The organism is Pleomorphomonas diazotrophica, assembly GCF_002844595.1.
Lineage (GTDB): Bacteria > Pseudomonadota > Alphaproteobacteria > Rhizobiales > Pleomorphomonadaceae > Pleomorphomonas > Pleomorphomonas diazotrophica.
In genome coordinates this window covers 128,916-154,930 of record NZ_PJNW01000009.1, presented here as the reverse complement: position 1 = coordinate 154,930, position 26,015 = coordinate 128,916, and the positions used below count along the sequence as shown (strand labels likewise).

The window sequence follows — 26,015 nt, the reverse complement described above, 5'->3', positions numbered from 1 at the left end:
TCCTCGGCAATGCCAAGATAGCTTAGCAAATTGTTATCAAAGACAGGGCTAGTTTCGGCGATTGATACGTCGGGTCAGGTGGCGGGCGCCGTTATCATGAAAACGTTCTCGGAACAGCAGCCTCCTCACGAAGTCTCCCTTCGCAAACCCCGCGTCCTGTCGCTGCAAGCGATCGTCGTCGCGATTTTCGGTTTGATGCTCGCTGTGTTGCAGTTGGCCGTCGGCGTGACGGAAACGGCGCGCCAGCTTGACAGCATCCGGTCCGAGGCCATGTATCGCGCGAAGACCGGGCTCGATCTCCTCACCGCCATGCCGGCTCGCAATGCGGAGAGCGTGTCGCCCGCAAGCGACGCCACGGCGTTGGTGAACTCCCTTCGATCCATGGCCGACATCTATGCCCGCAACCATCCGGGCGAAACGATCACGATCGAAACGGGCGACGAAGTGTCCCGCAGGTCGACTTCCATCGGCGAGGACAGCGTGGCGTGGGGCGACAGCGATCTCGTTGTCCGCCGTGGCTTTCTTCTCGGAGATGGCACCAATCGAGCCTCCGGCGTCCTGTCGGCACGCATCGATCTCAGCGCGGATTATGCCCGCTGGCACGACAGCATCCGCGACCGTATCCAGCTCGCCGCCTTCATCGTCCTGTCGGTGCTGATGCTCGCCGTGCTGCTGATGCGGGTGACGGTGGTCAGTCCGCTGGAGAGGCTCAGCGGCCTCACCCGCCGCCTTGCCGCAGGCGAGTTGGTCGAAGTGCCCGAGCCTGCCGAGCACGCTCGCGAAATCTGCGATCTTTCCGAAGCACTGGTCGTATTCCGCAACAATCTGGCGCAGAAGAACAGCCTGGAAGCGACCAACGTCGTTGCCTTGCGCAAGCTGGAGAGGGCAACGGGCAATCTCGACATGGCGCTCCGCTCGATGACGCAGGGCCTTGCCCTCTTCGACGCGCAGCACCGCCTCCTCCTCGTCAACGAACGCTTTCTGGAGATTTTCCACCTCTCCGAAACGGCGTTTGGCACCAGACTGTCGGCGCAGGACCTCGAAGATCTGATCGCCAGCCGACTTGCGGAAGCGCGCGGCGCCGACGACCGCGCCACTGCTGGCGAGCTGTTCGGCCGGCATTTCGGCCGCTTGTTCACCCAGGCGGAGGCCGTGTCCGGCGAGGAGACCTTCGGCGAAAGCATCATCTCCTTCACCCACGTCGTCACCGGCGAGGGCGGCTGGGTCACCACCGTCGAGGACGTCACCGAGCGGCGGGCGCAGGAGGCGCGCCTTGCCTACCTGTCGCGCTTCGACGCGCTCACCGGCCTGCCAAATCGCGCCCAGTTCACCGATCGCCTCGCGCTCGACCTCGCCTGGGCCGCCGACAATGGCATCAAGCTTGCGGCCATCGGCCTCGACCTCAACCAGTTCAAGGAGATCAACGATCAGCGCGGGCATGCCGCGGGCGACGCGGTACTTGTGGCGATCGGCCGCCGACTCGACAGCGTCGCGCAGGACGGCGAGTTCGTCGGCCGCATCGGCGGCGACGAGTATTGCGCGCTCAAGAAGTTCCGCAATCAGGCCGAAGTCGGCGAGTTCATCTCCCGCCTGGAGCGCTGTTTCCACGACCCCATACGCGTCGAGGAGAACGACATATCGGTCAGCGTGTCGATCGGTGTCGCCATCTACCCTGACGATGCGGTCGACGCCGAGCAGCTGGTCAACAATGCCGATCTCGCCAAGTACCGCGCCAAGAAATCGGTGACGCAGAACGTCTGCTTCTATGAGGCGGAAATGGACGAGGTGTCGCGCGAGCGGCGAGCCATGGCGAGGGATCTCTGGGACGCGCTCGACCGGGGCGAGTTCCACCTGACCTATCAGGTGCAGAAGAACATCCGCTCTCGCGAGACCATCGGCTACGAAGCCCTCATCCGCTGGACGCATCCGACGCGCGGCGCCGTGCCGCCGGACGCCTTCATTCCCATTGCCGAGGAATGCGGCGCCATTCTGCCGATCGGCCGTTGGGTGTTGAAGCGCGCCTGCCAGGACGCCACGGCGTGGAACGACGGCCTGCGCGTTGCCGTCAACCTGTCGCCGGTTCAGATCGCCAACGACGACATCGTCAAGTTGGTGCATGAGACGCTTCTCGACACCGGCCTTGCGCCGCAGCGGCTCGAACTCGAGATCACCGAGTCCACTATCATCGGCGACAAGGCGCATGCGCTGCACGTTCTGAGGCAGCTCAAGGCGCTGGGCATCACCGTGGCGCTCGATGATTTCGGCACCGGCTACTCCTCGCTCGACACACTGAACTCCTTCCCCTTCGACAAGATCAAGATCGACCGCTCCTTCCTCTCCGAGGCCGAGGTGAAGGATGACTCGCGGGCCATCGTCAAGGCGGTGGTGGCGCTCGGCCGCAGCCTCGACGTGCCCGTGCTGGCCGAGGGCGTCGAGACGGTCGGCCAGCTCAGCATCCTGGAAGAAGAAGGCTGCGAGGAAGCGCAGGGCTTCCTGTTCGGCCGGCCGGCCCGGCTGACCGGCGCGGAGGTGCTGAAGACCGCCGGACATGGCGCCTGACCTGCGATCCGGTTGGCGGCGCGAGGCTGTAACGCGCACTACGCATTGGACGAGATGCGCAAGGTCGACTATTCGGAAGCCAACTTGAAACCTTTCCAGAAGGTCTCCCATGGTCGTCGGACTTGCGGTGGTGCTGCTCTGCCAGCTCCTCGGTGAAATTTTCGCCTACCTGACGCGCCTGCCCGTGCCGGCCCCCGTCGTCGGACTGGTGCTGCTGTTCGGCTTCTTTCTGGTGCGCGACCGCTGGGAGTGGCTGCCCTTCTCGCTCCGCAGCGAGGAGATCGACAAGAGCTGCGAGACGCTGGTGCAGCAGATGGCGCTGCTGTTCGTTCCAGCCGGCGTCGGCATCGTCCAGCGCCTCGGCATTCTCGAAGCGAATGTCTTGGGCGTGTTGGCCATCATCGTGGTGACCACGGCCTTCTCGATCGCCGTCACCGCCTATACCTTCCGGCTCGTCTCGCGCTGGTTCCCTGCCCCGACGGAGAGCCAGGAATGACCACGACGGATGGCCTCTGGGCCCACCTTTCCGGCGGCGCGCTGTTCTGGCTGACGCTGACCCTCGTCGTCTACTCGGTCGCCGACCGGCTGTCGCTGCTGGCCCGGCGCAACCCGCTCGCCAACCCCGTGCTGCACTCGGTCTGGGTGATCAGCACGATCCTGGTGGTCAGCGGCACACCCTACGAGACCTATTTCGACGGCGCCTATTTCATCCATTTCCTGCTGGGGCCGGCCACGGTGGCGCTCGCCCTGCCGCTCTATGAAAACCGGCGTGTCGTGTTGCGCTCGCTGGTGCCCATTGCCGCGGCGCTCGCCGTGGGATCGGTGGCGACCATCGGCTCGGTGATGGTGTGCGCCGCCGTCTTCGACCTGCCGGCGACCATCACCATCTCGTCGCTGCCGAAATCGGCGACCTCCGGCGTCGCCATGGGCATCTCGCAATCAGTCGGAGGCGATGCCTCGCTGACGGCGATCATCGTCGTCGCCACAGGCATTGCCGGTGCGGTGATGGCAACGCCGCTTCTGAACCTTCTGCGCATCACCGACCGTCGGGCTCGCGGCTTCGCAGTCGGTCTGGCCGCGCACGGTGTCGGCACGGCGCGCGCCTTCCAGGTGCATCCTCTCACCGGCACCTTCGCCGGCGTCGGCATGAGCCTGAACGGACTTCTGACCGCCGTGCTGGTGCCGCTGGCCGCGTCGCTGATCGGCGGCTGAGGCTCAGCAGAAGGGCGCGGGCGCGTAGGCGCCGGCATAGGGGTGCCGTTCCGGCGTCGCGGTCCGTTCGAGATAACGGCGGCACTGCTGCTCGCGGTCATAGCCGAGCAGCATGCCCAGCATGAAGTCCTCCTCGGCCGTCAGTTCGCAGAGCGGCTTGTCGACGAAGCGCCGGACCGTCTCCACCAGCGCGGCCCGCCCGAAGAACAGGTTGACGCGGCTATCGTTGAGCCGGTGGACATAGTGATCCACCCGATCGGCAGCCAACCGGGCGACGACGCCCGGCAGGTCGGCCCAGGAGAGGGTCAGCATGAACAGCTGCCGCACGCCCTTGTCCAGCTCGTAGAGCGAGTGGTTGACGATGCGGCCGCTGACGGAGATCAGAGAATCTGGCTGGTCCATGCCGCGATCCGCTTCTCGGACTTGCCCGCCTGATTGTCCTGATCGAGAACGAGGCCAACGAACTGGCCGTCGCGGACGGCGGTCGACCCCTCGAACTCGTAGCCCTTGGTATCGGTGAAGCCGACCACTTCTGCACCCTTGGCGACCACCGCGTCGTAGAGCGTGCCCATGGCGTCGGCGAAACTGTCCGGATAGGTGCTCTGGTCACCGAGACCGAACAAGGCCACCCGCTTGCCCGAGAGGTCGGCCTCGCCGAGCACGTCGACGCCGCTTTCCCAATCCGCCTGAAGGTCGCCTTCGCCATAGGTGGGCGAGCCGAGCACCAGGAGGTCGCAGCCCTCGAAGTCGGCGGCCGTCGCATCGCTGATATTGATGATCTTGGCGTCGAGCTTGGCGGCGATCTTGCCGGCGGCCGCTCTGGTGCGGCCGGAGTCCGATCCATAGATCACGTGAACGGTCATTTCCTTGTCCTCTCTGCTGCGACGGAGCCTTGCGGCTTCGACCTTGGGCTAAGCCTAATTGCTGTTGCGAGGCATTCGCAATTAGGGCAATCCCGCAGAGTGGAAACATGGCGGTGCCGATCGATGATGATCAGCCGACAGGGAAAGCTCAAGTTGCTCCGTTCGCCGACAGCCAGGGCATATGCCGTTCGGCGTAACGACCGGCCGAGAACAGCAAGGGAATGGCGACGAGCAATGTTGCTGCCACGATCAAGCTGGCAAGCAGAAGAGCGTTTCCGGTCAGCGCGCCTGCGGCAAAGCCGTTGACGATAACGAGCAGCGACAACGGCAACATGATGCAGAGAGCCGTGCCCGTACCCGGCGCATAACGGCGGAAGATCAGGGTCAGCGCGAGGTGCGGAACCACCGCGTTGACGATCATTACCATCGCGACGCCGGCCAGGAGTTGGGCGGCGTAGGGACTGCCGGCCGCGGCAAAGGCCACAACGACATAGGCGGCGGCGGTCACCACCACCAGAGCGAAGCGGAAGGCGAAGGGCGAAACCCGGCCGGCGAGACGGGGAACCGCACCCGCATAGGCCGGCAGGAACAGACCCTCTTCGATGTTGTGAACCGTGATGGCAAGCGCGAAAAGCCAATAGAGCGCGGTGGGCGTCATGACACACCTCCTTGCTGGACCGGACCGGTCCGGGCGGAAGGACGACGGTCTCGGCGGCGTCGGGCCATGGTAGCACGGCAAGCCGATCGCGCGAATAGGACGGCCGGACCGCCCGTTCACCAAAATACGCTTTGACAATTCGAGGGCGATTTGTCTAGATATCGATAATAGACAAGAAACGCGGCCACGCATGATCCACGGCGAATCGCGTTTCACCGGGAGGATGACCATGCGTGCTTTGAAGATCGACGGTGCGGGTGCGAGTTCGTTTCACGACATCGCGGAGCCGGTCGCCGGCACCGGCGAGGTCCTGATCGCGGTGAAGCACGTCGGTCTCTGCGGCAGCGACCTCAACACCTTCTCGGGCCTCAATCCGCTGGTCAGCCTGCCGCGCATTCCCGGTCACGAGATCGGGGCGGAGATCGTCTGCGTCGGCGAAGGCGTGCCGGCCGACTATGCCCCCGGCAAGCGCGTCATCGTCGTACCCTATACGGCCTGCGGCACATGCTCGTCCTGCCGCAAGGGCCGCGTCAATGCCTGCCGCTACAACCGCACGCTGGGCGTCCAGCAGGAAGGCGGCCTCGCCGAGAAGATTGTGCTGCCCTACGGCAAGCTGATCCTGAACGACACGCTGGCGCCGCGCCATCTCGCGCTGGTCGAGCCGCTGTCAGTGGGCTTCCATGCCGTCGATCGCGGCCGCGTCGAGGCCGGCGACCGGGTGGTGGTGATCGGCTGCGGCATGATCGGCATGGGCGCGGTGGCCGGCGCAGTATCGCGCGGCGCCGAGGTGATCGCCGTCGACCTCGGCGACAAGACGGCCATGGCCCTGAAATACGGCGCCAAGCATGCCATCGATGCCGGCAAGGAGGATGTCGTTGCCCGCGTCAATGAACTGACCGGCGGCGACGGCGCCGACGTGGTGATCGAGGCGGTTGGCCTGCCGGCCACCTTCACCCAGGCGATCGATCTGGCCTGCTTTGCCGGACGGGTGGTCTACATCGGCTATTCCAAGGCGCCGGTGACCTATGACACCAAGTATTTCAACATGAAGGAGCTCGACATCCACGGCTCCCGCAACGCCACCAGCGATGACTTCAAGGCGGTGATCGCCTATCTCGAAGGCCTCAACCATGCGCCCGACGACCTGATCTCCAAGGTGTTCCCCTTCGGTGAGGCCGACAAGGCCCTGCCCTATTGGACAGAGGCGCGCGCCTCGACCTTGAAGATCCTGATCGAGTGCTGAGGGCCATCATGAACCGCATCGACGCATCCGCCCTCGTGGGGCGCCCCCGGCCGAGAGCCCGCATCCTGCAATGGGGCGAGGGCAACTTCCTGCGCGCCTTCGTCGACTGGAAGATCGACCGCATGAACGAGGCGGGCGGCCTCGATTGGGGTATTGTGGTCATCAGGCCGATCGCCCATGGCAACCCCAACTGGCTCAACGAGCAGGACGGGGTCTACACGGTGCTGTCGCGCGGTGTGGCCGAGGACGGCGCCAAGGTGTCGGAAGCACGCGCCGTCGGCTCGGTCTTGAAGGAGATCGGCGCCTACCAGCATTGGGACGAGGTGCTGGCGCTCGCCCGTTCCCCCGAGATCACCGTCGTCATTTCCAACACTACCGACGCCGGCATCGCCTATGTGCCAACGGAGAAGTACGAGGATGCACCGCAGGCCTCCTTCCCGGGCAAGATGACGCGTCTCCTGCACGAGCGCTGGAAGGCGTTCGACGGCAAGGCTGAGGCCGGCTGGCAGATGATCGCCTGCGAGCTGATCGACCACAACGGCGATGAACTCAGGCGCATCGTTCTGCGTCATGCCGAGGAGTGGGGGCTGGAGCCGGCCTTCATCGCCTGGGTGAAGGAGGCGAACGCCTTCTACAACACGCTGGTCGACCGCATCGTGCCAGGTTATCCCAAGGCCGAAGCGGAGGCGATCGAGCAGGAGCTCGGCTACAGCGACCGCTTCATGACGGCGGCCGAGCTGTTCCACTTCTTCGTCATCGAACGGCAACCCGGCCAGCCGGAGCTGCGCCTGCCGCTCGCCCAGTATGACGAGAACACCATCGTCGTGCCGGATGCGACGCCCTACAAGGCGCGCAAGGTGGCGATCCTCAATGGGGCACACACCGCACTCTGCGCCCTCAGCCTGATCTCCGGCGTCGAGACGGTGGGCGAGGCGGTGACCACCAAGGTGGGGGCGAAGTTCCTGGACCGGCTGCTCAACGAGGAGGTCATCCCCTTCCTGACGCTGCCCAAGGACGAGCTCCAGGCGTTTGCCGACGCGGTGCTCAGGCGTTTTGCCAACCCCTATATCCGTCACCTCTGGTACGACATCTCGCTGAACGGCCTCGTCAAATACCAGACGCGCGATCTCGACCGGCTCCTCGCCTACCTCGATCGTCACGGCAAGCCGGCGCCGCTCCTGACGCTGTCGCTCGCCTCCTGGCTCGTCTTCTATCTCGGCCGCTTTGAAGGTGCGGAGGCCTATCCGCCGCGCGATGCCGCTGACATCATCGAGAGGGTCAAGGCGATCGGCGCGCTCGACGACGGCACGGCGAGGGGGCGCGAGGCGATGGTCTCGGCCTATCTCAGCGAGGCCGCCTTCTGGGGCCGGTCGATCGACACGCCGGCGCTCCGGGCCGCCGTAGTCGCCAACTTCGAGGTGCTGACCCAGGCGCCGATGAGTTTCGAGAGGCTGGGCGCGCTGATCGACGCCCGCTGACGGGGCAGCGCCCGGCCCCCATATGTCAAAGATGGCCGACGCTGTCACGGCGTCGGCTCCCTTGCCTCAGAACCCAGGGATGAGAGCCATGCCGCGCGTTCTCAAGATCCATCCGGACGACAGCGTCGCCGTCGCCCTCGAGCCGCTCGAAAAGGGCACCGACATCCCCGCCTTCGATCTCACGCTGCGCGACGACGTGCCGCAGGCGCACAAGTTCGCCCTGCGCGACATCGCCGAGGGCGAGAAGGTGCTGAAGTATGGCGCGGTGATCGGCCTCGCCCGCGAGGCGGTACCCAAGGGTGGGCATGTCCACGTCCATAATCTCAAGACCGCACTCGGCGACATCCTCGACTACAGCTACGCCGGCAATGTCGCGGCGCGGCCGCAGAATGGTGGGCCGGTGCCGACCATCTCGGCCTACGAGCGAGTGAACGGCGACATCGGCATCCGCAACGACCTCTGGATCGTGCCGCTGGTCGGCTGCATCAATGGCCTCGCCGACAACATCGCCAAGGCGGTGGACAAGGAGGGCATGCTGCCTGAGGGCTCCAAGGTCACCGTGCTCAGCCATCCCTATGGCTGCTCGCAGCTGGGCGACGACCTCGCCAACACCCGCGGCATCCTGCAGAACTATGTGGCCCATCCCAATGCCGGTGGCGTGCTGGTGCTCGGCCTCGGCTGCGAAAACAACACCAAGGCCTATTTCAAGGAAGGGCTGGAGCTGCCCGACCCCGACCGCGTTCGCTTCCTGACCAGCCAGGAGGCTGGAGACGAGATGGCCGAGGCGCTCGCCATCTGCCGCGAGCTTGCGGCGAAGATGAAAGACGACAAGCGGACCGAGGTCGGGGCCGACCGTCTCCGCATCGGCCTCAAGTGCGGCGGCTCCGACGGCTTTTCGGGCATCACCGCCAACCCGCTGCTCGGTGCCTTCTCCGACTGGCTGACTGGCATCGGCGGCACCACGGTGCTCACCGAGGTGCCGGAGATGTTCGGCGCCGAACAGCTGTTGATGGAGCGGTCGGAGAACCGCGAGGTGTTCGACAAGACGGTGGCACTGATCAACGACTTCAAGCGCTATTACGTCGACAACAACCAGCCGATCTATGAAAACCCCTCGCCGGGCAACAAGGCGGGCGGCATCTCGACGCTCGAAGAGAAGTCGCTCGGCTGCACCCAGAAGGCTGGCCTCTCCACGGTGCGCGACGTGGTCGGCTATACCGGCAGGATCAGGAAGCCCGGTCTCAACCTCCTCTCGGCGCCGGGCAATGACGGCGTCGCGGTCACCGCGCTCGCCGCCTCGGGCTGCCACATGGTGCTGTTCACTACCGGCCGCGGCACGCCGCTCGGCGGCGTGGTACCGACCATGAAGATCGCCACCAACAGCGACCTTGCCACCCGCAAGCCGCACTGGATCGACTTCGACGCCGGCCCCATCGCCACCGGCCAGACCACTGTCTCGGGTCTCAGAGACAGCTTCGTAGAGGCCGTCCTCGACATCGCCTCGGGCAAGCCAACCCGTAATGAGACCAACGACATCGGCGAGATCGTCATCTTCAAGACGGGCGTGACCCTCTGAAGTCCCTTACCGCTGCAGGGCGGCGAGCTTTGCGGCGAGGCCGAGAAACAGCGCACCCAGCGATCGGTCGAGCCACAAGGCAAGCCGGTTGCTGGCGCGCAGTCGCGCCGTCAGCCAAGCGCCGCCGAGTACCACCAAGGGCTCCACGGTCGCAGCAACGACGATGATCAGCGCCCCGTGCAGCAAGAGTTGCAGCGGTACCGGCCCGGCGCCGTCGACGACGAACTGCGGCAGGAAGGCGAGGAAGAAGATCGCCACCTTGGGGTTCAGGATGTCGACCAACATGCCCTGCAGGAAGACGGCCGACAGGCGGCTCTCGACCGGCGTTGCCTTGACGTCGAAGGCGCTCGCCTTCGATCGCAGGGCGGAGATGCCGAGGAAGGCGAGATAGGCGACACCCGCCCATTTCACCAGCGAGAAGGCGGTGGCCGAGGTGGCAACGATGGCCGACAGGCCGACGGCAGCAAAGACCACGTGACAGAAGGCGCCGGCCCAGAGACCGAACATGGCGGCGAGCCCCTGCCGACGGCCACCGCGTGCCGTGTGCCCGAGGATGAAGGCGATATCCGGCCCCGGCGACACGTTCAGCAGGAAGGCCGCCACAAAGAAGGTTGCCCAGTGCGCCCAGTCGTAGCCCAGCATGTTCATCCCCACGCCTTGATGACCTCTGCTTTACCGGTTCGGCGGTAGCGATGCATGCGGAAAACGCGCCTCATGCCCGCCGTCGGGCCGGCACGTGCCGCGTCGCCCGGGCCGGTACGTCGAGGTCGGCAGCCACCTCCGGTTCGGCCGGCAGGGGCGCATTGGCCGGATGTGGCGGCTGGTAGATCGGATCAGGCGTCCCGCCGCCCTTATCGGTGGCGCGTGCCGCTTCGCCGGGCGGCGTCAGCGCCGCCGCCGCGTCATCGGCAGCGAGATGGCCGAGCAGATGCGTCAGGTTGACGATGCGGTCGGCGACCACGTGGATGACGCCGCTTTCCGCCTGCATGCGGCCGGTGACCGATACCATGCGCGAGCCGAGCACGATGGCCCGGTGCGCCTCGAACACCTTGGCCCAAACGATGATGTTGGCGATGCCGGTCTCGTCTTCCAGCGTCAGGAAAATGGTGCCCTTGGCGGTACCCGGCCGCTGGCGCACCACGATGAGACCGGCCACGGTGACGCGGCGGCCGTCGGCAGTGCGCGTCAGATCGTCACAGGGCATGGCGCGCAGGCGATCAAGATGGGAGCGCAGGAAGCTCACCGGATGGGCGCGTAGCGACAGGCGAAGATGGCGATAGTCCATCACCACTTCCTCGCCCGGCGGCATGGGTGGCAGATGCATGTCGGGCTCGGTTTCGCGCCCGGCCTCCTCGGCCGCCAGGAACAGCGGCAGGTCATCCTTGTCGCCGGACCGGCCGAGGCCGCGCACCGCCCAGAGGGCGTCTCGGCGGCTGAGACCGAGCGAGGCGAAGGCATCGGCGTCGGCCAGCCGTTCCAGCGTCGAGCTCGGCAGGCCTGTCCGGAGCCAGACGTCGCGGACGGAATCATATCCCTCGCCCCGGCGCTCGGCGATCAGCCGGCCGTCACCCTCCTTGAGACCTTCCACCTCGCGGAAGCCGAGACGGAGGGCATGGGTCGTCCGGATATGTCCGGCCATCGAGGCATGGCGCGGATGTGGGATCACCTCCGATGCGCCCGGCTCCAGCGTCGCATCCCACTCCGAGAGGTTGATGTCCGGCGGCCGCACGGTGACGCCATGATCGCGCGCGTCACGGACGATCTGCGCCGGCGCGTAGAAGCCGAGCGGCTGGGCGTTGAGCAGCGAAGCGGCGAAGACATCCGGATAATAGCACTTGATGAAAGCCGAGGCGTAGACCAGCAAGGCAAAGCTCGCCGCGTGGCTTTCCGGGAAACCGTATTCGCCGAAGCCCTCGATTTGCTTGAAGCAGTTTTCGGCAAAGGTGCGGTCGTAACCGCGCCCGGCCATGCCCTCCACCATCTTGTCACGGAAGGTGTGGATGGTGCCCATGCGGCGAAAGGTGGCCATGGCGCGCCGGAGCTTGTCCGCCTCGCCCGGCGTGAAGCCGGCAGCGACGATGGCGATGCGCATCGCCTGCTCCTGGAACAGCGGCACGCCCAGCGTCTTCCCAAGCACCTGCTTCAGTTCATCCTTCGGGCCGTGCTCGGGCGACGGTGAAGGGTATTCTGGAAACTCAAGCCCTTGCCGCCGCCTGAGATAGGGATGCACCATGTTGCCCTGGATGGGGCCGGGCCGGACGATCGCCACCTCGATGACAAGGTCGTAGAAATTGTCCGGCTTCAGACGCGGCAGCATGCTCATCTGCGCCCGGCTTTCGATCTGGAAGACCCCGAGCGTGTCGGCACGCTGGATCATGGCGTAGACCGCCTTCCGCTCGGCCGGCAGGCTGGCCAGCGTCCAGTATCGATCGTAGTGCTGTTCGAGCATCTTCAGCGCCTTGGCGAGCGCCGTCAGCATGCCCAGGGCGAGCACGTCGACCTTCAGCATGCCCAAGGCGTCGAGATCGTCCTTGTCCCATTCGACGAAGGTCCGGTCGGCCATGGCGGCATTGCCGATCGGCACGGCTTCGTCCAGCCGGCCCGCCGTCAGCACGAAGCCGCCGACGTGCTGGCTGAGATGGCGCGGAAAACCCGAGAGTTCGCGGGCATATTTCAGCACCATGGCGAGCCGCGCTTCGGTGGGATCGAAACCGGTGCGGCGGGCATCATCGTCCTTGAGGCCCTTGGGCGAGCCCCAGACCGAGCCGGACAGCGCCGTCACCGCGTCGTCGGTGAGGCCGAATACCTTGCCTACTTCGCGCACGGCGCTGCGGCCGCGATATGTGATCACCGTGGCGGCGATGCCGGCCCGCTCTCGGCCATAGCGATCATAGATGTACTGCATCACCTCTTCGCGCCGGCCATGCTCGAAATCGACGTCGATATCCGGCGGCTCGCCCCGCTCGGCCGAGATGAAGCGCTCGAACAGAAGGTCGCCGCGCCTCGGATCCACATCGGTAATTCCAAGGCAGTAGCAGACGACGGAATTGGCAGCCGATCCACGCCCTTGACAAAGAATGTCCCGCGACCGCGCGTAACGGACGATATCGTAGACGGTGAGAAAATAGGGCTCGTATTTGAGTTCGGCGATGATGCCGAGTTCATGCGCGATGGTTTTGCGAATCCGGTCGTCAATGCCGTCAGGAAAGCGGCGCTTCACGCCCTCCTCGATCAGCGCCACCAGCGCCTCGGCAGCCGAGGCATAGCCCTCGAAAGACTCGCGAGGGTATTCGTAGCGGAGTTGGTCGAGGGAAAAATCGAGCCCGTCGAGGAAGCGCACCGTCTCGCTCACCGCCTCTGGCAGGTCGGCGAACAGACGCTCCATTTCTTCCGGTCGCTTGAGGTGACGCTCGGCGTTCTGTTCGAGGCGAAAGCCAGCTTCGTCGATGGTGACATGCTCGCGGATGCAGGTGACGATGTCCTGCAGCGGCCGCCGCTCCGGGGTGTGATAGAGCGGATCGCCAAGAGCGATCGGCTTGAGATCATTGGTTTTCGCCAATGCCGCGAAGGCGGCAAGCCGCCGGCGGTCGTCGCCGAGGCGCGGCATGGTGATGCCGAGCCAGAGTTGGTCGTGCAAATCGGCGGCGAGCTTTTTGACCTGAGCGCTGAAAGCCGGCAGAAGCCGGCGTGGCGGCACGACGATCAGCCTGATCCCTTCGGAAAACTCCAGCAGATCGGCGATCGTAAGGATGCAGTCGCCCTTCTCGGCCCGCCGATTGCCGGTGGTGAGGAGCCGGCAGAGCCGGCCATAAGCGGCACGATCCCTGGGATAGGCGAGGATATCAGGCGTGCCGTCGGTGAAGACGAGGCGGGAGCCGACGGCGAGCCGCACGTCATACTCCTTGGCCGCCACATGGGCGCGCACCACGCCGGCGAGTGTGTTGCGGTCGGCAACGCCGATGCCGGCATAGCCAAGCTGCCCGGCCGTTCCCACCATCTCCAGAGGATGGGAGGCCCCGCGCAGGAAGGAATAGTTGGTGACGGCGGCAAGCTCGGCATAAGCGGTCATGATCGCCTCCGTTCAGGCAAACAGTCCGTGCACGAACCAGCGCGGGTGGGTGGTTTCGGTCAGAAAGAGGCCTTCGCGGAACATCCAGAAGCGCCGTCCCTCGGCGTCCTCGACGCGGAAATAATCGCGTGTCAGGGCGTCCTGCCGCCACCACTCGCCGGCGATCCGTTCCGGCCCTTCGGCTCGCTTCACCTCATGGGTAACGCGCCGCCAGCGGAAGCGGAGCGGGGGGCCGTCCGGCACCGAGGCCAAGGCTTCCACCAGCTCCGGCTGGGCAAACAGGCGGATCGGACGTTCCGGCGGATCGCCGGGTAATGCCCCGGCCGCAGGAAAAGCCTCCTCTCCCGTCAGATGGGCCGGCACGGCACGGCTCGCCCGCTCGGGAATATGGCTCTCACGGGCTTTGAGACGTCGCACCCGCCCCCGGCCGATACGGGCGCCGACCCGGTCGACGAAGCGCGTCAGCTCCAGCGTCGTGTCGGGACCGGCCAGCGACAGTGCCTCGGCGTCGCGGCGGCTCGCCTCGGTGACGGCGACGGTAACGCAGTCGAAGCCGTAGCCGGCGTCGAAATCCTCGGCGAGGCTGTCGAGGCGGCGACAGAGAATGTCCTGCATCACCGTCGCCTCGCGGCTCGGCCGGCTGAGGCCTGCCTCGATATGAGAGAGCGCGCCATCGACGCGCCAGAGGCTGAGGCGGAGACGCAAGGCGCCCTCGCCTGCCGCCTCCAGCCGCTCGGCCAGCGCGCCGATCAGCGACAGGGCGACGGCGCGGACATCCTCCTGGCGGGCGATCGGCTCGAAAAAGCGCCGCTCGGCGCAATAGGGTGCGACCGGTAGCCGTGGCGAGAAGGCTTCCTCGGCAAGTCCCAGCGCCCGATCGAGCTGGACGAGCACGGTTCGCCCGAAGCGGGCGGTGAGCGGCGCGCGCGGGCCATCGATGAGATCGCCGATGCGCTTGAGGCCGACGCGGGCAAGCGCATCCACCGTGCCCGCGTCGAGCCGCAATGCCGAAATCGGCAGACCGGCCAATGCCCGCCGTTCCTCGCCGGTCTGCAACCGCCCGCCCCGTCCGAAGGCGGCCAGCGCGTGGGCGGCGCCGATGGTCGAGGCAATGCCGATGAAGGCCGTCAGCCCCTGCCGCTCGAGCCGCCGCGCCATGTCGGCGGCCAGTGCCTCCTCGCCGCCGAGCAGGTGGGCGCAGCCGGCGATGTCGAGCACCAGCGTGAAATCTTCCGGATAGGGAAATTCAGGGTCGATGGACGACGTGCCGATGCGGCGGCCGGAGAGCGGCGTATAGCGCTGCGCCCAGTCGCAAAGACGATCGAGAAAAGCCGCGTCCGCCTCGGGATCGGCGGCGCGCACATCAAGGCCGGGCACGCGGGCGCGTGCATCGGCAAGGCCGAGCCCCGGCTGCAAGCCGAGCCGCACCGCCTGCCCGTCGACATGGGCAAGACGCGCGGCGCCGCGATGCTTGGCCGTCAGTACCATGGGTGGACGCGCCACCCCCTCAGCGGCCGCGGAAGGGAACAACCGCTGCCGATCCAGCCGAACGAGGCGATCGGTCGCCAGATGCGGCAGCCAGACGACCAGATAGCGGGATTGCCAGGGGGCCGGGTCCTTCGGCTTGGAACCCGCCGCGCGGGGCTCGGAAGGATTGTTCATCGCTACGCCACTCCATCGTCCACATGCCGACCGGGCCCAAGCGATTGCGCGCGAGATCGGCCGCGAAAACCGGATTGCCGGGATGCCGGCCGCCGCCACGGCTCGGCGCCGCCGCGACGCGCCAGCGCGTGACGGCGCTAGTCGGCCCCGGAACACCGCCGGTTCTCAGCAAAATGCCGGTGGAGCGGCCGTTATCAGCAATCAGCGACAGGCGGCGACAGGCCGTCAGATCGAGATGCCGGTCATCGCCGAAGGGTTCGATCAGCACCGCTGCGAAGGCGCGGGCGGCAAGCCCCTCTTCGGCGGCGCGCAACACATCCGTGGTATCGCGGGCCGTCACGGCAATGAGACGCGACGGGTCGAGGCCGAAGGCAGCAAGGCCGGGCCCATAGGGCTCGCCCGCCTCGCGGCCGGCCATCTCGGCCCGCACCCAGAGCCAGAGACCGTCCCGCCCGGCCGCCGCCAGAAGCAGCCCGGCACATGCCAGGGCGAAGCCGGTCGCAGAGGCCATGTCGGGCGCGCCGGCCGGGCTTATATCGTGTAGCGCGCCGCGCCTGAGGCCGCCGGTCGCCGCATCGACCTCCGGATGGCCGAAGGCAAGCGCCGTCGTCTCCGGCCCCGCCCAGGCATTCGTCGCTCGCCCGGCGCGGAAGGCTGGCGCCGGCACGGGGCGAATAGCAGCGGGACCGATGTCGCGCACCGGAACACCGGCCAGCTCCTCCGTCACAACAGGCGCTTGACCATGAGTCTCGCCCCGGCCGCGCGCCCGTTCTAACTGGGCGACGTGCCGTCGAAGCATAGCAATCCTGTCCGTCGACTCGCTGGCGAGCACGGCTCAAACTCCTTCGTTCCTGCAATTCTGTTCTCTATATGTTCCAGTATAGGAGGGGCTTTTGAAGAGTCAAGAACGGCTTGTGACGAGGACTGTCAGGATCCCTCTGTTTGGACTCAGGAAATAGCCGATCGCCTCCGTCAAACCTCGACCAGGGCCAGGCCGGACGACCTGAATGAGCGCAGCGTTTCCTCGGGAAGGCCAGCCACCGTCACCAGGGTGCCGATGTCGGAAAGCGGCATGATCTGGTAGGGCGAGGCCGCCCCCAATTTCTCCTCCGTCGCCAGAACGATGGTTTCCGCCGACTGGCGGGCAATCAGAGCCTTGATCGCCGCCTCCTCCCGGTCGCCCGTGGTGACGCCGGTTTCCGGATGCACGCCGGTTGCTCCCATGAAGAAGAGATCGGCGCGAATGCGCGAGATCGCCTCGGCGCTCGTTGCCCCCACCGCGACGATGGAATGCTTGAAAAGCCGTCCGCCGATGAGCTCGACCTCCACATGGGGATGGCGGACCAGCTCCACCGCGATGCTCGGGCTGTGCGTGATCACGACCGCCTTGAGATCAGAGGGAAGATGACGGGCCAGTTGCACGTTCGTGGTGCCCCCGTCGAGAAAGACGATCTGGCCGGGCTGGATCATGCGCGCTGCCGCCTGCCCGAGCTTGGCTTTGACCGACGAGCCGACCTGTTCGCGCGAGGCGAAATCGGCAACCGCCGACGAGGCCGGCAGGGCGCCTCCATGCACCCGCTGCAGCAGACCCTCGCCGGCAAGTTCGCGCAAATCTCGGCGGATCGTATCCTCCGATACACCAAGTTTCTGACTGAAGTCCTTGGCGACAAGCCTCCCCTCCTGCCTCAGCACCTGTTGAATCAGTGCCTTGCGCTCCGATGTCAGCATACTAACCCCGTCTGCACGAAATTACTTGACTCTGCACGATATTGCACGAAACTAAAGAGAGGTCCAGTTCCAAACTCTAAGGATACGATCTTGAGCATAGCCGATCGCGTTCGCGTCGAGGACGTCACCGTCCTCTCCAACGACTGGTATGTCCTGAAGAAGACGACCTTCTCCTTCCGACGCAGCGACGGAAGCTGGCAGCGCCAGTCACGCGAGACCTATGATCGGGGCAACGGGGCAACGATCCTGCTCTACGATCCGCGCCGCCGCACCGTGATCCTGACCCGCCAGTTTCGCTATCCCGCCTTCGTCAACGGTCACGACGATCTGTTGATCGAAGCGCCGGCCGGCCTTCTCGATAATGCCGAGCCCGAGGCCCGCATCCGCGCCGAGACGGAAGAGGAAACGGGCTTTCGGGTGCGCAAGGTGCGGCCGATCTTCGATGCCTTCATGAGCCCTGGCTCGGTCACCGAGCGGCTGCATTTCTTTGTCGGCGAATACGAACCTCGCGACAGGGCCTCGTCGGGCGGTGGAAACGCAGCCGAGGGTGAGGACATCGCCGTTCTCGAAGTCGGCATCGACGACGCCTTGGCGATGATCGGCTCCGGCGCCATCCGCGACGGCAAGACGATCATGCTCCTGCAACACGCCGCTCTTCACCTCTTGCCTCAATCCATGCCAAACAAGGAAACCGTCGCATGCTGATCCTGATCGCCGGCCCCTACCGCTCCGGAACGGGAGACGATCCCGAGAAGATGGCCGCCAATCTTCGCCGCCTGGAGGAGGCCTCCTGGCCGCTCTTCAAGGCCGGGCATGTCCCGATGATCGGCGAGTGGGTCGCCCTCCCCGTCTGGCAATCGGCGGGCGGGAAAACGCTCGGCGACGAACTCTATGACCAGATCTTCTATCCAACGGCCGAGCGCCTGCTGGCGATTTGCGAGGCGGTTCTCCGCCTTCCAGGGGAGTCCAAAGGGGCGGACAACGACGTGCGCATCGCCAAGGCGCGGGGGCTGCCGGTCTACCATCGGCTGGAAGATGTGCCGGGGGTCGGAAGCTGATGCTTTCCCTGCCTTGACCTTGCCACGGATTGGTCCCACACAGACCCGTCGGGCGAAGCGCCAAGACAGTCCACCACCGGGATCCTCCGTGCCCCACCGTTCTCCAGAATTTGCCCGCATCGAAGCGGCGACCGATGAGGCTATTCGCCTCGCCGCCGACCATATCCGGCAGGGCCTCCTCATCGCCTTCCCAACAGAGACCGTCTACGGCCTCGGCGCCGACGCAACCCGCGGGCAGGCTGTCGCCGCCATCTACGAGGCCAAGGGGCGCCCGTCCTTCAACCCGCTGATCGCCCATGTCGACAGCATCGCCATGGCCGAGACGCTGGTGGTCTTCGATCCGCTGTCGCGGCGGCTGGCCGAAACCTTCTGGCCGGGCCCGCTGACGCTGGTGCTGCCGATGCGGTCGGATTGTCCGGTGTCCTCTCTGGCAACCGCCGGCCTCGACACCCTCGCCGTGCGCATGCCCTCGCACAAGGTGGCGCTCGGCCTGATCCGTGCCGCCGGCGTGCCAATCGTCGCCCCCAGCGCCAACACATCCGGTCATGTCAGCCCGACATCGGCCGCTCACGTCTACGGCGATCTCTCCCGCCGCGTGCCGCTGATCCTCGATGGCGGCCGCACCGAAGTGGGCCTCGAATCGACCATTCTGCAAGTCCGCGACGACATCCCCTACCTCCTGCGGCCGGGGGGGCTTGCCCGCGAGGAGATCGAAGCCGTGGCCGGCGTTGCCGTCGTCCGTTCGGAGGGCGATCCGTCCGCCGCGCCGGTGGCGCCCGGCATGCTCGCCTCCCATTATGCGCCGCGTGCCCGCGTTCGACTCGACGCTCGCCGTGTCGAACCCGACGAGGCGCTGCTCGCCTTCGGTGGCACCGTGGTCCGTGGCGCCCAGGAGGCGAAACGCGTTCTCAACCTCAGCCCGTCGGGCAGCCTGCGCGAAGCGGCAGCCAACCTGTTCGACATGCTGCGCCGGGCCGACGGCGACGACGTCGCCGGCATTGCCGTGGCACCGATTCCCACCCACGGACTGGGCGAGGCGATCCGCGACCGGCTGACACGGGCGGCAGCGCCGCGCTAAAACATTCGCCGACCAAATTGAAATATTTGGTCGTCGAGCGAACGCTCCAGATTCATTTGCTGGAGCAGCCGCTTTTCGATCAGGTTGATTCAACCTGATCGGCGGGTGCTCTAAGCCTTCCTGCCACTTGACGACGCGGTTGCAGCAGCATCCTCTGTTCTCAGGATTTTCACGGACGCCACAGGGCGCCATGCGGAGAGGCTCGCATGCGAACACTTTTCCTGAGCCACCCGCGCTACCGCGATCATCTTGCTCCCGACAACCATCCCGAACAGCCCGGCCGCATCGTCGCCATCGAGCGGCAACTTGAGGGCGAGTCGTTCCAGAACCTGATCCGCGACATGGCGCGGCCGGTCACCGACGCGGAGATCCAGCGCGTCCATCCGGCCGCCTATGTCGACCATATCCGCATCCAGGCGCCGCATGACGGTCTGATGTCGATCAGCCGGGACACCATCCTGTCGAACGGCACCTATGAGGCGGCGCGACTTGCCGCCGGCGCCGCCTGCCTCGCCGTGGACGAGGTGATGACCGGCCTCGTCGACAACGCCTTTTCCGCCGCCCGTCCGCCCGGCCACCATGCCAGCGCCCGGCAGGCCATGGGCTTCTGCTTCTTCAATCATGCCGCCATCGCCGCCCGCCATGCGCAGGCGGAGCACGGAGCCGAGCGCGTCGCCATCGTCGACTTCGACGTCCATCACGGCAACGGCACGCAGAACATCTTCTATTCCGACGAAACGGTGTTCTATGCCTCGATCCATCAGCAGCATCTCTTCCCCGGTACCGGCGAGGCGTCGGAGACGGGCGTTGCCGGCAATATCCTCAACGTGCCGCTCGCGGCGGGCGCCAATGGCGCGGCGGTGCTCGAAGCGATGACCAACACGATCCTGCCGGCCGTCACCGCCTTCCATCCCGATCTTCTGGTGCTGTCGGCCGGCTTCGATGCCCACTATCGCGACCCTCTCGGCGACCTCAACCTGGTCGAAGCCGATTACGCCGTGCTGACCCGCGCCGTGATGGACGTCGCCGATCGCGTCTGCGGCGGCCGCGTCGTCTCCCTGCTCGAAGGTGGCTATGACCTGGACGCCCTCGGCCTCTCGGCGGCAGCCCACGTTTCGGCCTTGATGGGCCATTGAGTCGGCTGCGTAAACGGAAAAGCCTTGGAGTCCAATAGGTCGTGCGGCGTCGGCCAAAGTGAATGTTCGCAGCCATGCGCTGCGATTTCATTGCGACTTGGTTGGCGGGCGCGCGCCGTCATCCTCCGACAAAGGCTTCGTCTCGTCCTGCGCTGCTGTTGGGAGCGGCATACAACTCAACCGATGGACTAGCTTTTGCTTAATGACTAGTTAAGATTTTCTTGGCATGATCACATGCTACGCACTACGTCGAATACTTGATTAGCTTTTGGTCTCAGTTGAATCCAAAGCAAATGTCGCATTTTAGCCACGCGATCAGAAATCTAGTTCGACCTAGTAAGAAATCCGAACAGCGTGAATGCTAAGCGCCCTTGTTCGGCCTCATTCTCAGGCATAATATATGACCGTGGAAGACGTGATTTAGACACGACACTCCAGAATGAATACATAAGACAAACCACGTACCCGGCGACGGGGTAGGACGGTACCCAGATGGTCAAACAGGCGGACGCTGTTAACAACGGCCAGATCCAACAAGGCAGCGAGACTGAACTCGATGCCCAGTATCATGCGATCGGCATTCCGGCGGTGAATGCTGCGACGCGCGCCATGCGTCGCCAGGTGCAGCAGAAGGACTACACGACGGGTCAGCAGACTGCCCCGATGTTCTCCTACGAGGACTGATAGATCGGCCTTCCGAGGGCTGGCGCATAGGCGGCGGCCCGGCGGCGAACCAATTTCTGTTTCAGATTGCTCCGCAGGCGGCGCGAAGAACCACTACGGTTTTGCGCGTGAGGTAGGGCTTGTGCCTTGGGAGCGAAAACCTGAACTCGTCGACGGCCGGAGCTCCCTGCTCCGGCCGTCGACGTTTGTGGGCATCGCCCGAAGTGAGGAAGATCAGCCGCCGTGCTTCATGCCGCCCATGGGCATGGCGTCGTGACCGCCCGCTTTGTGATCCTTCGCCTTGGCGCTCAACGCCTCGACGGCAAACTCCACCGGCACCTCGCCAGCTTTCTCGAAGATCAGCGTCCCCTTGACGTTGGTGCCGGCTTCGAGAGGCGCCGTCAGCTTCATGAACATCAGGTGATAAGAACCGGGCTTCAGCTCGACGGTGGCGCCGGCAGGGATGTCGAGGCCGCCTTCGAGCTGGCGCATCTTCATCACCTCGCCTTCCATTTTCATTTCATGCACTTCCGTGCGACCGGCCAGCGCGAAGCTGCCGCCGACCAGTCTGTCTGCCTCGCTGCCGGCATTGACGATGGTGACGAAGCCGCCGCCCATCTCGGCGCCCTTGGCGGTGGCGCGTGTCCACGGATGGTCGAGCGTGAGCGTGCCCGCCTTGAAATCGTGGGCGGCGGCGGGCGACGCCGCAAGGGCGCCGGCAACCAGGACAGCGCGGAAAAGATTGAAAAGGGTCATAGGATACCTCGATGAGGAGTTGCGGCCAGTCGCCGCAGCGCAGGCGACCCGCTTGCAGGCCGATCCGTCGCATGAAAGGGGAAGGTCGATCTTTGCCGAAGGGCAAATTGGTCAGACGATGCCGGGCGGCGCGCGTTGAGGCGGCGGCCCGCCAGCCGACTCAAGCCGGACGAGCATTGTCGGCGCGACAGGCGCCAGCCACAGGGAAAAGCGCGCCGGTTGCGGCGGTTCGGCCGGCACAACGAAGGTGGCGACAACGCTTCCGAGGCAGCAGGACAGGCAATCGTGGGCGACACGAGTCGGCGGAACCTCGGCGGGCTCAGCCGCATCGGCCATTGCCGAGCAAAGGACGAGATGATGGCTGCCAAGGTCGCTACGCGCTTCGGCCCGGGCGACGGCGAGCGGTGCCAACGCCTGCATCACAAGCGCATAGACGAACAGGACGCGCATCACGTCCCGCGTCAACCCCCTGATTCCCTCCTGCCAACCGGTGCGTCGCATGGCCTCCCCGCCGGTCACGTCCGACAAAACACTTAGCAGATTGCCTTGGCGGTGCAATGTCCAACGAGAAAGACTCGACCGCCGTCGCGACCGCGTATAGAGAAACGGCGGACGGTGAAGCCTCTGTCGTTTCGAGGAGGAGTCGCCGCATTCGGAGAATTCGCCCATCGCCAAGCGAACCGGCCTCGCGAAGGCCAGAGTTCTGGACGTCGCCCATGCTCAATGCGTTTCATCCCGTCGGCGACAAGCTTGAATATGCTCCCAACTGCGGCACCCTGGTGCCGGACCAGCAGACGCTTTGGATCGACCTGATGACGCCGACGCGCGCCGAGGAGCTGGCGGTCGAGCAGTTTATTGGCGCCGAGCTTCCCACCCGCGCGGAGATGGAAGAGATCGAGCCGTCGAGCCGTCTGTCGGTCACCAACGACGTCCTCTATCTCACCGCCGCCCTGCCCTGCCGCGCCGGCAGCAATGATCCGGGCATCACCGTCGTCACCTTCGTGCTCACCGACAAGCACCTCGTCACCGTCCGCTATGACGAGCCGGGCACCATTCCGCTCGCCATCAAGAACGTGACGACGGCGGGCGCCAACGTGACGACCCCGCATGGGGCGCTTCTGACCATTCTGGAGGCGGCCATCGACCGATTGGCCGACGTCATCGAGCAGTCGGGCGCCCGCATCGAGACCATTGCCCGCCGGGTGTTCGAGGACGACTCGCGCGCCTCACCAACGGGCGATCGCTACAAGAGTTCGCTTCGGCGTATCGGCCGCGAGGGCTTGCGTCTCGGCCACTTCCAGGAGAGCCTGATCTCCCTCTCTCGTCTGCTGCTGTTCCTCACGGCCAAGATGGAGGGACCGCGCTATTCGAAGGAAGACGTCGCCCGCCTGAAGCCGATGAAGAGCGACGTGACGGCGCTGGCCGACCACTGCCGCGGCCAGGAGGAGCGCATCACCTTCCTGCTCGATGCGACGCTTGGCCTCATCTCGATCCAGCAGAACGACACCATCAAGATCTTCTCGGTTCTGGCGGTGATCTTCATGCCGCCGACCCTGGTCGCCAGCTTCTACGGCATGAACTTCCATTTCATGCCCGAACTCGAATGGACCTACGGCTATCTCTGGGGCATCGCGGCGATGATCCTGTCGGCTGCCGGCACCTACGGCTTCTTCCGCTGGAAGCGGTGGCTCTGAGTCAGGCTTGCGCACCCTTGTCGTTGGCGGTCGTCGTCAAGCAATGGGCGCCGCGCCCGATTGATTTGGCTTGATCCGGGACTCTCTCAGGTCGCCATGCCGGTCGAGCACGGCATAGGCAATGGTGGCGAACTTGGAGTTTGTTTCCTTGAGCGCCGCAATCATTTCCAGGTGCTGGTTGCTGGAACCGAGGCTCAAATGGTCACCTTGGCGAAGGCGGGCGAGATGGGCGGCGCGGCTATGGCTTTCCATGTCGGCCACGGTCTGCTTGTGGCTCACCAGACGCCGTGCCGTGGAAATGTCGGCAGTCCACGCCGTCTCCTCGGCAAGAATGATTCCACGGTGAACGGCCTGCACCATGGCTTCGATTTCGGCCCTTCCTTCGTCCGAGAACTGATACTCGCCCTTGATCTGCTCCAGCCTGAGCGCGATGAACTTGCCGGCAAAGATGTCCCCGCACCGTTCCAGGCGGACTGCAAAGTCGATGATGGGCTGAATGTCCGCGAGCTCGGCGTCGTTGGCGGTCGGCAGCTTGGCGTAGATCTCGCGAATGCTGGCCAACGTGGCGTTCATGCGTTTTTCCAAGTTCGCCATGCGCTCCGGATCGGGAGTGGTGGCGGTGGCCTCATTGAGCATCAGCGCGGCGATTTCCAGCATGCTGGCGAGCTGCCGCTTGATCATCGGGAAGGCAAGGCCGACGTCGTCGGCCACCCCTTTCGGCACGTTGATCGTCAACGGCGTGTTGTCGGTGGCAAAGCGCTTGTCGAGGGCACGGGCCAAACGCACGCAAAGCGAAGCGGAAAGGAGCAGCAGGGCGTTGAAGGCAAGATGCCCGGCAAGCATCGCCTGACCAGTGCCAAAGCCAACTCGGTCCATCAGCCCGCCGAACTGCGCGGCGGCAAGCAGGAGAAGACACAGCAGGACGAAGGCAAACCTTAATCCGGCCACAGCTCCCGCCACCGCCTTGCTGCGCGCGTTCTCATATTTCAGCAGCCACAGGGAGAGGAGCGCGCTGCCAAGGTTGGCGCCCAACACGATTCCAAGTCCAGCGCTGACGCCAAGGGGAGCATGAAGGGCAAAGGCCAAGGCGGCCAATAGCGCGGCAATGCTGGAATGCATGAGAAGCGTCAGCGCACTTCCGACCAGCAGGGCCGTTATCGGATCGCTGTTGAGATAGCCGACGACGGCCGCCGCTCCCGGCAGACCGGCAAGCGGGGCGACGCTTTGCCTGATGATCGAAAGGGAAAGGAAGATCAGTCCCAAGCCGAGAATGGTGCGGCCATAATTGCGCAGTCGCGGCTCCGTCGCGCGCAGATAAAGGGTCGCGCCGACAAGAATGCAAAGCGGACCGAGCGCCGACACGGGCAACTGCAGAAACTGGACGGCCAGTGCCGAGCCCATGTCGGCGCCGAGTGCCACGCTTGCTGCCACGCCAACGGGTATCGACCCGGTACCGGCAAGACCTGCCGCAATCAGCACGACGGCGGTGCTCCCTTGCATGACGAATCCCAGCCCCGTGCCGGTCATGACGTTGCGAACGGTCGACGATCCCTCGTTGAGGCTCGATCGGATCTGGGAGCCCCACAGACGCTCGATGCCGATACGCATGAAGCGTACGGCAAACAGGAGAACCATGGCGCCGCTCAACAGCTGGATCGCAAAGTTCAGGATCGTCATCGCACTGGCTTCCGTGGAGCAGTCTAGGCCAGCAACTCTAAGCGCTAGTCGACTAACAAATTCGGCACCGAAGCTCTCACCTAGACGACAAACGGCGGGATTCAATGACGACCAAAGGCGAACGTGCTTGCAGGCCACGAGGGAGCAGCGGATACGGCACCAGCAAAAGCATCGGGGACCGAGCAACGCAGGCTGTGGTTGCGTCCCTTTAAACCTGCTACACGACTCCGGTTGAGTGTGACGTGGGGGAGTTCATGTTCATGCCTTTGAAAAGAATGGTTATCGGCGCGACTGTTGCCTTGATCGCCGTAACGGGAGCCGCACAAGCGGAGTCCTATGCCAAGCTGGCCCAGCAGGGGTACAAGCTCGGCAAGCTCACCACAGGAAAGTCCGGCCTGCCGGGCTGGGTCGCCTCGAATGGCGAGAAACAGTATTTCTGCAAATTGAAGGCTGCACGCGCCTATGTCGGCAAGAAAGGCATGGTCATGTTCTCGACCGGCGGCCGACAGATCGAGGTGGATCGCGCCACCTATGACGCGGCAATCGGCGGCCCCGATCCTTCCATTCCGCAGTTGAGCGACCTGAAGGCGGGACGCGTCAAACCGGACGACGTCGACGCCTGCCTGCCGCTGTCGTGACCTTCCCAATGGTTTGAAGTCGAAGCTTACCCTGTCGCTGTCATCAAGGGACGGCGGCAGGGCGGGACGGCTGTCGAACGACGAGATCGTCGCATCTCTGAACGGAAGGAGATCGAGGCGGTTGCACCGGACTCACCCGGAGTCTTTATCTTGCGGTTGCTTAAAGGCTAAAAGAAAGATCTAAAAATCTACTTTGAAAATGGCTACGAATGGGATCGCCATGTGTTCAACCGCCTCGATGGGCCCGATTGTCTCGGGACCGATGCT

At 65.1% G+C, this 26,015-nt stretch carries 24 protein-coding genes; 13 read left to right on the top strand and 11 right to left on the bottom strand.

Annotation, left to right across the window (positions count from 1 at the left end; all coding sequences use genetic code 11):
* Positions 1-96 precede the first annotated feature (96 nt).
* The 3 genes from CXZ10_RS12275 to CXZ10_RS12265 all read left to right on the top strand — a co-directional run bounded on the left by CXZ10_RS12275 (position 97) and on the right by CXZ10_RS12265 (position 3,771).
* Entirely contained in the window at positions 97-2,559 is a 2,463-nt protein-coding gene (locus tag CXZ10_RS12275; RefSeq protein WP_101289636.1) for a putative bifunctional diguanylate cyclase/phosphodiesterase, read from the top strand.
* Positions 2,560-2,668: 109 nt separating this feature from the next.
* Complete coding sequence (locus tag CXZ10_RS12270) at positions 2,669-3,055, top strand: CidA/LrgA family protein (protein WP_101289635.1); 387 nt, start codon at positions 2,669-2,671, stop codon at positions 3,053-3,055.
* A complete protein-coding gene (locus CXZ10_RS12265; RefSeq protein ID WP_101289634.1) occupies positions 3,052-3,771 on the top strand; it encodes an LrgB family protein in 720 nt (239 codons plus the stop codon). The genes CXZ10_RS12270 and CXZ10_RS12265 overlap by 4 nt, the downstream gene beginning before the upstream one ends.
* 3 nt (positions 3,772-3,774) lie before the next feature.
* Here the strand turns inward: CXZ10_RS12265 and CXZ10_RS12260 are convergent, their stop codons facing one another.
* From CXZ10_RS12260 to CXZ10_RS12250, 3 genes are all read right to left on the bottom strand, one after another.
* On the bottom strand, positions 3,775-4,173 hold the full coding sequence (locus CXZ10_RS12260) for a DUF2023 family protein (RefSeq protein WP_101289633.1): 399 nt from the start codon (positions 4,171-4,173) through the stop codon (positions 3,775-3,777).
* On the bottom strand, positions 4,152-4,634 hold the full coding sequence (fldA, locus tag CXZ10_RS12255; RefSeq protein WP_101289632.1) for a flavodoxin FldA: 483 nt from the start codon (positions 4,632-4,634) through the stop codon (positions 4,152-4,154). The genes CXZ10_RS12260 and fldA overlap by 22 nt, the downstream gene beginning before the upstream one ends.
* A 148-nt stretch (positions 4,635-4,782) precedes the next feature.
* Positions 4,783-5,292, bottom strand: a complete 510-nt coding sequence (locus CXZ10_RS12250; RefSeq protein WP_180335973.1) for an HXXEE domain-containing protein — start codon at positions 5,290-5,292, stop codon at positions 4,783-4,785.
* Between the two features lie 229 nt (positions 5,293-5,521).
* Here CXZ10_RS12250 and CXZ10_RS12245 point away from each other — a divergent pair, with 229 nt between their 5' ends.
* The 3 genes from CXZ10_RS12245 to CXZ10_RS12235 all read left to right on the top strand — a co-directional run bounded on the left by CXZ10_RS12245 (position 5,522) and on the right by CXZ10_RS12235 (position 9,589).
* Positions 5,522-6,535, top strand: a complete 1,014-nt coding sequence (locus CXZ10_RS12245; RefSeq protein WP_101289630.1) for a zinc-binding alcohol dehydrogenase family protein — start codon at positions 5,522-5,524, stop codon at positions 6,533-6,535.
* A gap of 8 nt (positions 6,536-6,543) precedes the next feature.
* Positions 6,544-8,013, top strand: coding sequence for a tagaturonate reductase (locus CXZ10_RS12240; protein WP_101289629.1), 1,470 nt, complete (start codon positions 6,544-6,546; stop codon positions 8,011-8,013).
* Between the two features lie 88 nt (positions 8,014-8,101).
* Positions 8,102-9,589: a UxaA family hydrolase gene (locus tag CXZ10_RS12235; protein ID WP_101289628.1), complete on the top strand. Its 1,488-nt coding sequence runs from the start codon at positions 8,102-8,104 to the stop codon at positions 9,587-9,589.
* A gap of 6 nt (positions 9,590-9,595) precedes the next feature.
* On the opposite strand, the gene CXZ10_RS12230 is transcribed toward CXZ10_RS12235, so the two are convergent.
* The 5 genes from CXZ10_RS12230 to CXZ10_RS12210 all read right to left on the bottom strand — a co-directional run bounded on the left by CXZ10_RS12230 (position 9,596) and on the right by CXZ10_RS12210 (position 17,048).
* Positions 9,596-10,231 (bottom strand): LysE family translocator, encoded by a 636-nt coding sequence (locus CXZ10_RS12230; protein ID WP_101289792.1) that lies wholly within the window; start codon positions 10,229-10,231, stop codon positions 9,596-9,598.
* A gap of 70 nt (positions 10,232-10,301) precedes the next feature.
* A complete protein-coding gene (locus CXZ10_RS12225) occupies positions 10,302-13,658 on the bottom strand; it encodes an error-prone DNA polymerase (RefSeq protein WP_101289627.1) in 3,357 nt (1,118 codons plus the stop codon).
* A 12-nt stretch (positions 13,659-13,670) separates the two neighbouring features.
* The gene (locus CXZ10_RS12220) at positions 13,671-15,146 is read right to left on the bottom strand and encodes a Y-family DNA polymerase (protein WP_101289626.1); all 1,476 of its coding nucleotides are present in this window, start codon (positions 15,144-15,146) and stop codon (positions 13,671-13,673) included.
* A gap of 19 nt (positions 15,147-15,165) precedes the next feature.
* A complete protein-coding gene (locus CXZ10_RS12215; protein WP_101289625.1) occupies positions 15,166-16,047 on the bottom strand; it encodes an ImuA family protein in 882 nt (293 codons plus the stop codon).
* A 245-nt stretch (positions 16,048-16,292) separates the two neighbouring features.
* A complete protein-coding gene (locus tag CXZ10_RS12210; RefSeq protein WP_101289624.1) occupies positions 16,293-17,048 on the bottom strand; it encodes a DeoR/GlpR family DNA-binding transcription regulator in 756 nt (251 codons plus the stop codon).
* Positions 17,049-17,138: 90 nt separating this feature from the next.
* Here CXZ10_RS12210 and CXZ10_RS12205 point away from each other — a divergent pair, with 90 nt between their 5' ends.
* The 5 genes from CXZ10_RS12205 to CXZ10_RS12185 all read left to right on the top strand — a co-directional run bounded on the left by CXZ10_RS12205 (position 17,139) and on the right by CXZ10_RS12185 (position 21,004).
* Positions 17,139-17,753 (top strand): NUDIX domain-containing protein, encoded by a 615-nt coding sequence (locus CXZ10_RS12205; RefSeq protein WP_101289623.1) that lies wholly within the window; start codon positions 17,139-17,141, stop codon positions 17,751-17,753.
* A complete protein-coding gene (locus CXZ10_RS12200) occupies positions 17,747-18,106 on the top strand; it encodes a DUF4406 domain-containing protein (protein ID WP_101289622.1) in 360 nt (119 codons plus the stop codon). The genes CXZ10_RS12205 and CXZ10_RS12200 overlap by 7 nt, the downstream gene beginning before the upstream one ends.
* Positions 18,107-18,194: 88 nt before the next feature.
* Positions 18,195-19,184, top strand: coding sequence for an L-threonylcarbamoyladenylate synthase (locus CXZ10_RS12195; protein WP_425298925.1), 990 nt, complete (start codon positions 18,195-18,197; stop codon positions 19,182-19,184).
* Between the two features lie 206 nt (positions 19,185-19,390).
* Positions 19,391-20,320 carry a histone deacetylase family protein gene (locus CXZ10_RS12190; RefSeq protein WP_101289620.1) on the top strand — a complete coding sequence of 310 codons (930 nt, stop codon included), beginning with the start codon at positions 19,391-19,393 and terminating at the stop codon, positions 20,318-20,320.
* A gap of 492 nt (positions 20,321-20,812) precedes the next feature.
* Positions 20,813-21,004 carry a hypothetical protein gene (locus tag CXZ10_RS12185; RefSeq protein ID WP_101289619.1) on the top strand — a complete coding sequence of 64 codons (192 nt, stop codon included), beginning with the start codon at positions 20,813-20,815 and terminating at the stop codon, positions 21,002-21,004.
* A 213-nt stretch (positions 21,005-21,217) separates the two neighbouring features.
* Here CXZ10_RS12185 and CXZ10_RS12180 read toward each other — a convergent pair whose 3' ends face one another.
* Positions 21,218-21,739 (bottom strand): copper chaperone PCu(A)C, encoded by a 522-nt coding sequence (locus tag CXZ10_RS12180; RefSeq protein WP_101289618.1) that lies wholly within the window; start codon positions 21,737-21,739, stop codon positions 21,218-21,220.
* Positions 21,740-21,850: 111 nt separating this feature from the next.
* Positions 21,851-22,240: a DUF2946 family protein gene (locus CXZ10_RS12175; RefSeq protein WP_143741527.1), complete on the bottom strand. Its 390-nt coding sequence runs from the start codon at positions 22,238-22,240 to the stop codon at positions 21,851-21,853.
* A 215-nt stretch (positions 22,241-22,455) separates the two neighbouring features.
* Between CXZ10_RS12175 and CXZ10_RS12170 the strand changes: the two genes are divergently transcribed.
* The gene (locus CXZ10_RS12170) at positions 22,456-23,433 is read left to right on the top strand and encodes a magnesium transporter CorA family protein (RefSeq protein WP_180335972.1); all 978 of its coding nucleotides are present in this window, start codon (positions 22,456-22,458) and stop codon (positions 23,431-23,433) included.
* A 36-nt stretch (positions 23,434-23,469) separates the two neighbouring features.
* On the opposite strand, the gene CXZ10_RS12165 is transcribed toward CXZ10_RS12170, so the two are convergent.
* Positions 23,470-25,248, bottom strand: a complete 1,779-nt coding sequence (locus tag CXZ10_RS12165) for a Na/Pi cotransporter family protein (protein WP_188129099.1) — start codon at positions 25,246-25,248, stop codon at positions 23,470-23,472.
* Positions 25,249-25,370: 122 nt separating this feature from the next.
* Between CXZ10_RS12165 and CXZ10_RS12160 the strand changes: the two genes are divergently transcribed.
* Entirely contained in the window at positions 25,371-25,748 is a 378-nt protein-coding gene (locus CXZ10_RS12160) for a hypothetical protein (protein ID WP_245412976.1), read from the top strand.
* Positions 25,749-26,015: the final 267 nt, after the last annotated feature.